General features: G+C 48.8%; 6 protein-coding genes, 4 tRNA genes and 2 pseudogenes. 6 read left to right on the forward strand and 6 right to left on the reverse strand.

Translation table 11 applies throughout. The annotated features are described in order from the left end of the window. Positions 1-212: 212 nt before the first annotated feature. From DZ54_RS0114640 to DZ54_RS0114650, 3 genes are all read right to left on the reverse strand, one after another. A tRNA-Pro gene (locus tag DZ54_RS0114640) sits at positions 213-289 on the reverse strand. Between the two features lie 24 nt (positions 290-313). After that, positions 314-389 (reverse strand) — tRNA-His (locus tag DZ54_RS0114645). 34 nt (positions 390-423) lie between these two features. Beyond that, positions 424-500: transfer RNA gene (locus DZ54_RS0114650), tRNA-Arg, on the reverse strand. 323 nt (positions 501-823) lie between these two features. Here DZ54_RS0114650 and DZ54_RS0114655 point away from each other — a divergent pair. Next, positions 824-1,258 carry a c-type cytochrome gene (locus DZ54_RS0114655; protein ID WP_025674886.1) on the forward strand — a complete coding sequence of 145 codons (435 nt, stop codon included), beginning with the start codon at positions 824-826 and terminating at the stop codon, positions 1,256-1,258. 48 nt (positions 1,259-1,306) lie between these two features. On the opposite strand, the gene rep is transcribed toward DZ54_RS0114655, so the two are convergent. Next, on the reverse strand, positions 1,307-3,328 hold the full coding sequence (gene rep / locus DZ54_RS0114660) for a DNA helicase Rep (protein ID WP_025674887.1): 2,022 nt from the start codon (positions 3,326-3,328) through the stop codon (positions 1,307-1,309). Positions 3,329-3,495: 167 nt separating this feature from the next. On the opposite strand from rep, the gene DZ54_RS0114665 reads away from it, so the two are divergent. From DZ54_RS0114665 to ubiK, 4 genes and pseudogenes are all read left to right on the forward strand, one after another. After that, positions 3,496-4,056, forward strand: coding sequence for a TetR/AcrR family transcriptional regulator (locus tag DZ54_RS0114665; RefSeq protein ID WP_025674888.1), 561 nt, complete (start codon positions 3,496-3,498; stop codon positions 4,054-4,056). Positions 4,057-4,077: 21 nt separating this feature from the next. Further along, positions 4,078-5,182, forward strand: a pseudogene (locus DZ54_RS22165) (efflux RND transporter periplasmic adaptor subunit). Positions 5,183-5,194: 12 nt separating this feature from the next. Beyond that, positions 5,195-8,287: pseudogene (locus DZ54_RS22170) on the forward strand (multidrug efflux RND transporter permease subunit). A gap of 99 nt (positions 8,288-8,386) precedes the next feature. Then, complete coding sequence (gene ubiK / locus DZ54_RS0114680) at positions 8,387-8,653, forward strand: ubiquinone biosynthesis accessory factor UbiK (RefSeq protein WP_025674889.1); 267 nt, start codon at positions 8,387-8,389, stop codon at positions 8,651-8,653. 107 nt (positions 8,654-8,760) lie between these two features. On the opposite strand, the gene ilvC is transcribed toward ubiK, so the two are convergent. Further along, a complete protein-coding gene (gene ilvC / locus DZ54_RS0114685) occupies positions 8,761-10,245 on the reverse strand; it encodes a ketol-acid reductoisomerase (protein WP_025674890.1) in 1,485 nt (494 codons plus the stop codon). A 131-nt stretch (positions 10,246-10,376) separates the two neighbouring features. Here ilvC and ilvY point away from each other — a divergent pair, with 131 nt between their 5' ends. Beyond that, the gene (gene ilvY, locus DZ54_RS0114690) at positions 10,377-11,240 is read left to right on the forward strand and encodes an HTH-type transcriptional activator IlvY (RefSeq protein WP_025674891.1); all 864 of its coding nucleotides are present in this window, start codon (positions 10,377-10,379) and stop codon (positions 11,238-11,240) included. 82 nt (positions 11,241-11,322) lie between these two features. On the opposite strand, the gene DZ54_RS0114695 is transcribed toward ilvY, so the two are convergent. Continuing rightward, a tRNA-Asp gene (locus tag DZ54_RS0114695) sits at positions 11,323-11,399 on the reverse strand. Positions 11,400-11,472 lie beyond the last annotated feature (73 nt).

An 11,472-nucleotide genomic window follows, 5' to 3' on the forward strand; every position in this document is an offset into this window, starting at 1 on the left:
TCGATCAGTCGTGAATTTATTACCAATTGATGAACTTTTATCTCGCTGAACCTTGATAGAGCTCTAATTTCTGTCTTTTTATTCTCCATGTCTGCTAATCGGAAGCAGAGGAGTAAGGAAAGCGGTGAGAATTAATCATCGTGACCGATGAAGAGGAATGAGAGAGAACTAAAACGAAAAAACCCCAGCCGTTAGGCTAGGGTTTGTAATGGTGGTCGGTGAAGAGGGATTCGAACCCCCGACCCTCTGGTCCCAAACCAGATGCGCTACCAAACTGCGCTATTCACCGACATATCGCTTACTGCGAAAATAATGGGGTGGCTGACGGGACTTGAACCCGCGACAACTGGAATCACAATCCAGGGCTCTACCAACTGAGCTACAGCCACCACTGATTTTCTGCCATATTTCTTATCTCGAAAATGGCGCGCCCGACAGGATTTGAACCTGTGACCTTTGGCTTCGGAGGCCAACACTCTATCCAACTGAGCTACGGGCGCTTGCCCCGTTGGCGGTGTCGAATATTACGGATATCACCACCAGCCGTCTAGCACTTTTTTTAATTTTTTTACTGACTGGTCTCTTTTTCAACAAATCGCGTAGAAATCGTCAGTCAGGTCTCTACTATAACGGTTTAACGTAACAATCTAAAGCGCTATAATCACCTAATCTTTACACGGGGTTAACCTAGCACGGTTGGCCAATCCGTTGAGACGAGACTGATAGGCCGCAACCGAATCACCCTTGATTGATTCACCCCTGAAGGTTGGCGGCAAATAAGATAAAAAAGGCGTTAAGCCACCAGTAATGTGGGAGTGTCATTGTGAGCGCAAAGGGAAAAAGTCTAGGTCGTATCATGGTTGCCTCAGTTGCAGCCCTATTATTTGCTTCTGCTGCGCAAGCATTAGAAGTGTCTGAGCAAGAAAAAGCTGCGATTGCTGAGCGCATTGCCCCTGTGGGTGATGTCTATATTGATGGAGAAGCCCCCACGCAAACAGCAGCAGCAGAGCCAACGGGTCCACGTAGTGGGGACCAGGTCTACAACACCTATTGTACCGCCTGTCACAGCACAGGTGCGGCGGGTGCACCGAAAATGGGCGATGCTGTCGCATGGGGTCCACGGGTTGATAAAGGCATGGAAACGTTAACCAAGCATGCCATCAACGGCTTTAATGGCATGCCCGCTAAAGGAACCTGTATGGATTGTTCGGACGACGAGATTATCGCTGCCATCGAACACATGCTGGATGCGTTATAACTAACTGCTCAGTCAGCAAATGTACAAATAACACCGTTTTAGGCGGTGTTATTTATTTTTGTCTAACATCGCTTTTAAATTGGCGATCGCTGCTTGCCCTTTTTCCATTCGCTCTTCTTGGGAGACGGGTTTCTTCTGCGACTCCCACTCAAGATCATCAAACGGCAATTCATCCAGGAAACGGCTTTGTTGTGGCTTGATGAGCTCGCCAAACTGACGCCTTTCTTTGCAAACCACAAAGGTCAGCGCCTTTTGTGCGCGGGTCAATCCGACGTAAGCTAAGCGCCGCTCTTCGTCGATATTATCTTCATCAATACTCGATTGATGAGGCAACAAGCCTTCTTCCATGCCGATCAAATACACATATGGAAACTCTAGTCCTTTCGATGCGTGCAACGTCATCAACTGTACTTGGTCAGCCTCATCATCATCTTCGCCACGTTCCATCATGTCACGCAGCGTCAGGCGCTGAACCACTTCTCGCAGGCTTCGTTCAACTTGATCCGGGTTATCCCCCTGAAGATCAGCGACAATCCAACCATGAAGCTGTGAGACGTTTTTCATCCGCATCTCTGCCACTTTAGGGCTGGATGAGCTTTCATACAGCCAGTCTTCATACTGTGTATCACGCAACAGTGATCGCACCGCGGACACGGTATCACCCCGCTCAGCCTGATCAGACAACTCAACAATCCAACGCGCAAACGCTTGCAAGGCAGCCAGACCTCGCCCAGATAAATGCTGCGTCAGGCCTAACTCAAAGCTCGCCGCAAACAAGCTCTTGCCACGCTGGTTGGCATAACTGCCGAGTTTTTCTAGGGTTACTGGGCCGATTTCACGTCGCGGCGTATTCACCACACGCAAAAACGCATTGTCGTCATCAGGATTAGTGAGCAAACGTAAGTACGCCATGATGTCTTTGATTTCCGCTCGTGAGAAAAACGAGGTGCCACCGGAAATCTTGTAAGGAATACGGTTTTGTATCAGCGCTTTTTCAATCAAACGCGATTGGTGATTACCACGGTATAACACCGCGTAGTCCTTATATTGCGTCCGCCCTAAAAAGCGATGGCCTATCAGCTCGCCAACCACACGTTCTGCTTCATGCTCTTCGTTATTGGCGGTTAGTACTTTGAGCATGTCACCATCAGGCAAGGATGAGAATAAAGTTTTTTCAAACACGTGGGGGTTATTGGCAATCAGGATGTTAGCCGCGCGCAAAATACGGCTGGTTGAGCGGTAATTTTGCTCCAGTTTCACCACATGTAAACGCGGAAAATCCTGCTGTAGATAGACAAGGTTTTTGGGTTGGGCACCGCGCCAGGAGTAAATCGATTGGTCATCATCGCCCACCACAGTGAAACGCGCGCGCTCACCCACCAACAGCTTCACTAACTGATACTGGCTGGTGTTGGTATCTTGATACTCATCGACCAATAAATAGCGAATACGTGCTTGCCAGCGCTCACGCACGGTTTGGTTCTGGCTAAGTAGCGCGACCGGCATCAAAATAAGATCATCAAAGTCTAAGGCGTTGTAAGCCCGCATTTGTTTTTGATAGCGCGCATAGCAGGCGGCAAATAACTGATCCCGCTCACCTTGTGCTTGCGCCAGAGCTTCATCCGGTCCCAACATCGCATTTTTCCAGTTGGAGATGGTGTGGACTAGTTGACGCAGCAAATCTTTATCGTTATCCAGCTCTTCTTCGGTCAGGGCTTTGAGTAGCGCTAATTGGTCTTGATCATCAAACAACGAAAAGCCTGCCTTTAACCCCAAGGTTTTGTATTCTCGGCGGATAATATTAAGGCCCAAGGTATGGAAGGTTGACACCATCAAACCGCGCGATTCTTGCTTACCCAAGCTTTGTGCCACTCGCTCTTTCATCTCCCGTGCCGCTTTGTTAGTAAAAGTCACCGCCGCAATATGGCGCGCTTTATAGCCACACTGTTGAACTAAATAGGCGATCTTATGCGTAATCACGCGTGTTTTTCCCGACCCTGCACCGGCTAACACTAGACAGGGCCCAGCAATATGGCGGACTGCATCGGATTGCGCGGGATTAAGCTTCATGATGGCGGCACCTCGTTAATGGCTGAGAGGGCATTGTAGAAGGAATCTTACTGATGTCTATCTCACCCAAGCAAGGTCCAACAAGCTTGCTACAATTCATGCTTGCCAGACGAACGAAATTCACTCTAAAATGAATGAACGTTCATTCACTAATGAGTTCATCATCAATGGACAAACGCACACAAATATTGGCCGCGACAGAGCAACTGATTGCCACGCGTGGGCTCGACAAAGTCTCTATGCAGCAGGTCGCCACCCAAGCGCAAGTGGCCGCCGGCACTATTTATCGTTATTTCAATGATAAAGAAGACTTGCTCCGTCAACTGTCCGTGCATCTTATGATGCAGTGTGCGACCCATATTCAACAGGGGGTAAAGGATGAACCCACCCTGAAAGATCAGTTTGAGCGGTTATGGCGCAATACGTGGACCATGATGCTACAACGCGATCACTTATTACTATCTCGTGACCAGTTTGATGCACTGCCACGCGATGATCAGTCACAAACTCAGCAAGAGCGCGAGGCTTTCTCTGATCTTTATCAGGTCTTTCAATCAGGTAAGCAACAAAGGCGCTTTAAGCCACTCGAGGATGAGATACTCATCACCTTAGGGCTTGAACCCGCCTTTTGTTTAGCTCGCAAACAGGTTCGGGGTGTTATAACTCTGGACAATTATGCTATCGCAGATGCGATCCACGCTTGCTGGGATGCAATTTCTCTTCACTAACGACGCTCGGAGCTTACTTCGATGAAAAAATGGTTTTTCTTTATGGTTATCCTTGCACTGCTGCTGTTTGGCAGTGTAATTGGCTTTAACCTATTTAAGCAGCAAAAGATTGCAGAATACATGGCAAACATGCCAGAGCCGGCGCACCCAGTCACCGCGGTGACCGTTGAAGCTGAATCCTGGACACCCACCATGGATGCCATCGGGTTTGTTGAGCCTAATCAAGGGATCACCTTAACCACGCAAATTGCCGGTGTGGTCGATGTGATCAACTTTGAATCAGCAAACTGTCAAACAGGGGCAAAACCTGGTTGAACTCGACTCTAGCGTTGAAAAAGCCAACTTAGAAAGTACTCAAGCACGGCTACCGGCAGCAGAGGCCAAGTTCAAACGTTACCAAGGGCTATTTGCGAAAGGGTCAATTTCTAAAGAAGCACTGGATGAAGCTGAAGCAAATTATCGTTCTCTACAAGCGGACATTAATGCCCTGGAAGCCACCATTGCACGACGTAACCTTCAAGCCCCCTTTGATGGCGTGATTGGCCTGCGTGATGTGTTTATGGGTGAATATCTGCAACCCGGAACCGATATTGCGCGGTTAGAAGATACCTCGGTGATGAAACTACGCTTTACCGTGCCACAAACCGATATCTCGAAAATCCGTCTTAGTCAGCCGCTTCGCATTACCGTCGATGCGTATCCAGAAAAAGCATTTATCGGCTCGATTAGCGCCATTGAACCGGCAGTTAATAGCCAAAGCGGGCTGATTAAAGTAGAGGCAAATATCCCCAATAATGATGGCCAATTACGGTCTGGCATGTTCGCCCGTGCCGACATCGTCTTACCAACGATAGACAATCAAATCGTGATTGATCAAACCGCGATTAACTTCAACCTATATGGTGAAAGTGTGTATCTGATCCGTGAAGAGGACGGTGAAAAACGCGCTTATCAACAAGTACTGACAGTCGGCGAGCGTCGTGGCCACCAAGCACGCATTATCGACGGCCTGCAACCTGGCGATCAGGTTGTTACTTCCGGCCAAGTGCGCTTAAGCAATGGCTCTAAAGTGAAAATCGTCGAAAACGACGCTCTCACTCCACCAGAACAATTACCTCAATTGTAAGACGAGGATGTGATGCGCTTTACTGATATTTTTATCCGGCGCCCAGTGCTGGCTGCGTCAATCAGTATTCTGATTGCGCTACTCGGCTTGCAGTCTTTACTCAAGATGCAAGTCAGGGAATACCCGGAGATGACCAATACCGTGGTCACCATCACAACCAGCTATTATGGCGCCAGTGCTGACTTGATTCAGGGCTTTATTACCACCCCACTCGAGCAAGCCGTCGCCCAAGCTGACAATATTGATTTTATGACCTCAGAATCGGTGCTTGGATCATCAACAATTACGGTCAACATGAAGCTAAATACCAACCCGAACGCTGCCTTGGCCGATATACTGGCCAAAGTAAATTCGGTGCGGGCTCAGCTCCCTGCGGAATCGGAAGATCCGTCTGTGTCGATGTCGACCGGTTCCACCACCGCGGTGATGTATATCGGTTTTACCTCGCCCGAGCTTGATTCTAGCCAGATCACCGATTATCTCGAACGGGTCGTCAAACCCCAGCTATTTACTGTCGGTGGGGTATCTAAAATCGATCTGTAGCGGCGGGGTGAAGTACGGCTTACGCGTATGGCTTGACCCTGAAAAAATGGCAGCCTTTAAGCTGAGCGCTACCGATGTTATGTCTGTACTGGATGCCAATAACTACCAGTCGGCAACCGGACAAGCTACCGGAACCTTTATGGTCTACAACGGCAGTGCGGATACCCAGGTATCAACACCGCAAGAGTTAAGCAAGCTGGTGGTTGATACCCAAGATGGCCGCATCGTACGGTTGGGCGACATTGCTAAAGTATCGCTGGAGAAAAGTCACGACCGAGTCCGAGCCCTTGCCAATGGCTCTGAAGCGGTTGTGGCGGCCATCAACGCAACTCCCTCGGCCAATCCCATCAATATTGCTGCAGACGTGATGGACATGTTGCCCGAGGTAGAACGTAACATGCCTAGCAACATCGAAATGAACGTGTTGTATGACTCGTCGAACGCCATCAATGAATCAATCAATGAGGTAATCAAAACCATCATCGAAGCAGCGCTGATTGTGTTGGTGGTTATCACCCTGTTTTTAGGTTCGTTCCGAGCGGTAATCATTCCCATTATTACTATCCCATTGTCACTGATTGGTGTGGCGCTGGTGATGGAGATGATTGGCTTCTCATTGAACTTGATGACACTGCTGGCCATGGTGCTGGCTATCGGTTTAGTGGTCGATGACGCCATTGTGGTGCTCGAGAATATTGACCGGCATATTAAGCTGGGAGAATCGCCATTCCGTGCCGCCATCATTGGTACCCGTGAGATTGCCGTACCCGTTATTTCTATGACGCTGACGCTGGCGGCCGTTTACGCCCCCATCGCCATGATGGGCGGGATCACCGGCTCTCTGTTTAAGGAATTTGCGCTCACCCTGCTGGGGCGGTATTTGTGTCCGGCATTGTGGCACTGACACTCTCGCCGGTCATGTGCGCAACCATGCTTAAAGCCAACGCGCAGCCGAGTCGTTTTGAGTTAGCCGTGCATCGCTTCCTCGATGGAATGACAGATAAGTATGCACGTATGCTCAACAATGTCATGGAACACCGTCCGGTGATCGTGACGTTTGCGGTGATCGTGTTCGCTTCCCTGCCGGTGCTGTTTAGCTTTATCCCGAGTGAACTGGCGCCGTCAGAGGATAAAGGCGTGGTGGTCATGATGGGCACAGCACCTTCCACGGCAAACTTGGACTACATCCAAAACAGCATGGCGGAAGTAAACCAAAAACTGGACGAACAACCCGAAGTGGCTTTCTCGCAAGTTTTCTCTGGAGTACCTAAGTCGAACCAAGCCTTTGGTATCGCCTCATTGGTGCCATGGAGCGAACGAGAGGCGAGCCAGTCTGACGTAGTAAAACGCATGGCGGGTGAAGTAAAAGATATTCCAGGCATGAAGGTTACCACCTTCGAAATGCCGGAACTGCCAGGTGCCTCTTCCGGTTTGCCGATTCAATTTGTGGTGACATCACCCAATAACTTCGAAAGCCTGTATCAGGTGACCGCTGAAATCATGGGCGAAGTGCAATCAAGCCCAAATTTCGTTTACTCGGAGCTTAACCTTAACTTCGACTCCGCTACGATGAATATCCATATTGATAAGGATAAAGCGGGATCATATGGCGTCACCATGCGTGATATCGGCACGACGATCGGGACCATGATGGCGGATGGCTATATTAACCGTATCGACTTTGACGGTCGCTCGTATGAAGTGATCCCACAAGTTGAGCGTAAATATCGTCTTAATCCTGAGTCGATCGAAAGCTACTACGTGAGCGCGGCCAATGGTGATTCGATCCCTCTCGGCTCTTTAATTGATATTGAAGTGACAGGCGAGCCACGCTCATTGCCTCATTTCAATCAATTGAATGCCGCCACCATTAGTGCTGTTGCTGCCCCTAGCGTGACCATGGGAACCGCGGTAGAGTGGTTTGAAAGTAAAGCGGCAGAATTACCCAAAGGGTATCAGCACGATTACCTTGGTGAATCGCGTCAATACGTCACTGAAGGCAGTGCTCTGTATGCTACCTTCCTCTTTGCATTGGCGATTATTTACTTGGTGCTTGCGATTCAGTTCGAATCGCTCCTCGACCCACTGGTGATCTTGGTCTCAGTCCCTCTGGCGATTTGTGGTGCTTTGATAGCTCTGGCATGGGGGCTGTCATCGATGAATATCTACTCGCAGGTGGGGCTGATAACTTTGATAGGTCTAATTACCAAGCATGGTATTCTGATCTGTGAAGTCGCCAAAGAGCAGCAGCTATATCACCAAGCCAGCCGAATGGATGCGGTAAAAGAGGCTGCAAAAATTCGTCTGCGTCCGATCTTGATGACAACGGCCGCAATGATTGCAGGTCTTATCCCGCTCATGTTTGCCACCGGCGCCGGTGCCGAGCAACGCTTTAGCATCGGGATAGTGATTGTGGCGGGTCTTGCCATCGGGACATTATTCACGCTATTCGTTCTGCCAGTGATTTATACCTACCTGGCCAGCAAGCACAAGCCCCTGCCTGTGTTTGTCGAAGACGATGAGCTTGATAAGCTCGATGAAGACTATCGTGCATCACATTAATGCATCCTATTAAGGCCTACGGGCCCTTTTCTTTTGTCATCCTTTCGACAAGCTGTACGTATTTACATAGAATAAAGACAGTTAATAAAGGAGTATTCCATGTTTGACCCGAAAAAACTTGAGCAAATGGCCAAGCAAATTCACGATGCCATGCCTCAGCCTGTCAAAGAGTTAGGCACGGATATGGAAAGCCGTGTGCGCCAAGCCATTCAAGGCCAGCTCACTAAGCTTGACGTAGTAAGCCGTGAGGAGTTTGATGTACAAACTCAGGTATTGCTGCGCACGCGTCAAAAGCTCACAGAGCTGGAAGCAAAGCTTGAGGAAATGGAAACAAAGATCGGCCAATCGCAAGATAACCACCAATAACCGATCGCATCAACGCAAAAAGCCTGACCCTCAGGCCAGGCTTATCTCTGCGTATCATTTCAACTGATGGCAGTCAGTTATCGAGCGCGATTAGTTATCAAGTGCAATTAGTTATCAAGCGCAATCTGCTTCATGTCTGTCATATAGCCACGTAACTCTTCACCGATGTATTCGATCGGGTGATGACGAATACGGTCATTCACTTCAATTAAAGTGGCGTTATCGACCTGATTAGACGTTTCTCCAAGCCCTTTACCAATGACATCGGCTCCCACCGTTGGCATAAAGTGCTCACGCAGCAGTGGCGTCGCCACATTGGCGAACAGGTAGTTACCGTACTCTGCGGTATCAGAAATCACCACGTTCATCTCGTAAAGACGCTTACGGGCAATGGTGTTGGCAATCAACGGCAACTCATGCAATGACTCGTAATACGCTGATTCCTCGACAATGCCGGATGACACCATCACTTCAAAGGCAAGTTCTACCCCAGCACGTACCATCGCGACCATCAAAATACCGTTATCAAAGAACGCTTGCTCATTGATGCTGACATCTGACTCAGGATAGTTTTCAAACGCGGTTTGCGCCGTTTCTTCACGCCAAGTGAAAAGTTCTTTATCGTCGTTATCCCAATCCGCCATCATCGTTGCAGAAAAGTGACCAGAGATAATGTCATCCATGTGCTTTTTATACAGGGGACTCATCAGCTCTTTAAGCGACTCAGACAGCTCAAAGGCTTTCACTTTCGCGGGGTTAGACAAGCGATCCATCATATGCGTAATACCACCGAACTTCAGTGCTTCGGTAATGGTTTCCCAGCCGTACTGAATAAGCTTGCCGGCATAGCCTGGCTCAACACCCTCTGCAATCATTTTCTCATAGCAAACAACCGAGCCTGCCTGCAGCATGCCACACAAAATAGTTTGCTCACCCATCAGGTCTGATTTTACTTCCGCCACAAAAGAAGACGCTAGCACTCCTGCACGATGACCACCGGTTGCAGCGGCCCATGCTTTGGCAATCTCAAACCCATCGCCTTTAGGGTCATTTTCTGGGTGGACCGCAATCAAAGTCGGGACACCAAAACCGCGTTTATACTCTTCACGCACTTCGGTACCTGGGCACTTAGGCGCCACCATAACGACAGTAATGTCTTCACGGATGCGCTGACCCACTTCGACGATATTAAAGCCATGTGAATAACCGAGCGCAGCGCCATCTTTCATCAGCGGCATCACGGTTTCTACCACGTTGGAGTGTTGCTTATCTGGGGTGAGGTTAATCACCAAATCCGCTTGCGGGATCAAATTCTGATAGCTACCTACCTCAAACCCGTGATCCACCGCGTTTTGATATGAGGCACGTTTTTCATCAATCGCCGCCTGACGCAATGCATAAGCCACATCGAGACCAGAGTCGCGCATGTTCAGCCCCTGGTTGAAACCTTGTGCACCACAACCCACAATCACCACTTTTTTACCGTTGAGGAATTCGGCCTCGCTGGCAAATTCGTCGCGATCCATAAATCGACAAACGCCTAATTGTTCCAATTGTTGACGCAAATTCAGGGTATTAAAGTAGTTCGCCATAGGGTGCTCCATTGATTCGAATCCATGATTGGGTGTGTTTTCACCGCTTAATTTTAATACTACCTTAACCGTCATGTTGCCTAAAGTGATATATTCACAACATGACATTGCAAATAAAGCAAGAACAAGCCATGAATGCAAAACAACTGACTGGTTTTCTTCACCTGTGTGATACTAAGAGCTATACCCGCGCGGCAAAAGCCATGCATGCTAGCCCATCGGCCTTAAGTCGGATTATTCAAAGGCTTGAGGAGGACATCGGTCAGCCGTTGTTTATTCGGACTAACAAAGCCGTTACCTTAACGCCCGCAGGAAAAACTTTATTACCCGTGGCGCGAGAAATCTTACAGCTATGGCATACCACTAAAGCTAATATTAATGAACATGCTTCATTGCTCGGTGGCAAACTGACGCTTTTTTGCTCGGTGACCGCTAGCTATAGCCATTTACCGGAGTTACTTGCCCGCTTTCGTCAGCAATATCCCAATATCGAGTTACAGCTGTTGACCGGAGATCCCGCTCAGGCAGAAGAAAAGGTACAAGATAATAGCGCCGATATTGCCATTGCAGCCAAACCTAAACATTTATCGTCAAGCTTAGTCTTTCAACCCATTGATACCGTGAGCTTGTCTGTCATTGCGCCTGCAATGGCAAGTAGTGGCATTGATCTGCAAGCGATTGACTGGCAACACACACCTTTAATATTGCCCGAAGCGGGAACAGCGCGCGAACTCGCTGATTTGTGGTTAGCCAGCAAAGCCATCGAGCCCAATATCTATGCACAAATATCCGGTCACGAGGCTATTGTCAGTATGGTGGCGTTAGGCTGTGGTGTTGGGGTCGCCCCCGATGTGGTAATTGATAACAGCCCAGTAAAAGACAGAGTTGAGCGATTGCGTCAAGAGATAGTACAACCGCTAGAGCTTGGATTATGTTGTAAAGCATCTCGTGCCCAAGAACCATTATTGAATGCCTTACTCGATACCATGCGATAGGGATACAAAAAAGCCCCAGCATATGAATGTTGGGGCTTAAAACGCAAAAAACCCCAGCTTTTCAGCTAGGGTTTCTAAGTAGTGGCGGAGTGGACGGGACTCGAACCCGCGACCCCCGGCGTGACAGGCCGGTATTCTAACCAACTGAACTACCACTCCGCACCAATTCTGTCTCATCAAAGTCTTACGTCAATCTGCTTTGATGCTTAAATTTTCGCTAATTAAGGCCTAA

The organism is Salinivibrio socompensis S35 (genome assembly GCF_000513715.1).
Classification (GTDB): Bacteria; Pseudomonadota; Gammaproteobacteria; order Enterobacterales; family Vibrionaceae; genus Salinivibrio; species Salinivibrio socompensis.

Bases quoted from the DNA above. Each gene is read 5' to 3' on its own strand.
- ubiK (WP_025674889.1), top strand. From the start codon at position 8,387: ATGTTTGACCCGAAAAAACTTGAGCAAATGGCCAAGCAAATTCACGAT.
- DZ54_RS0114665 (WP_025674888.1), top strand. From the start codon at position 3,496: ATGGACAAACGCACACAAATATTGGCCGCGACAGAGCAACTGATTGCC.
- ilvC (WP_025674890.1), bottom strand. From the start codon at position 10,245: ATGGCGAACTACTTTAATACCCTGAATTTGCGTCAACAATTGGAACAA.
- ilvY (WP_025674891.1), top strand. From the start codon at position 10,377: ATGAATGCAAAACAACTGACTGGTTTTCTTCACCTGTGTGATACTAAG.
- rep (WP_025674887.1), bottom strand. From the start codon at position 3,328: ATGAAGCTTAATCCCGCGCAATCCGATGCAGTCCGCCATATTGCTGGG.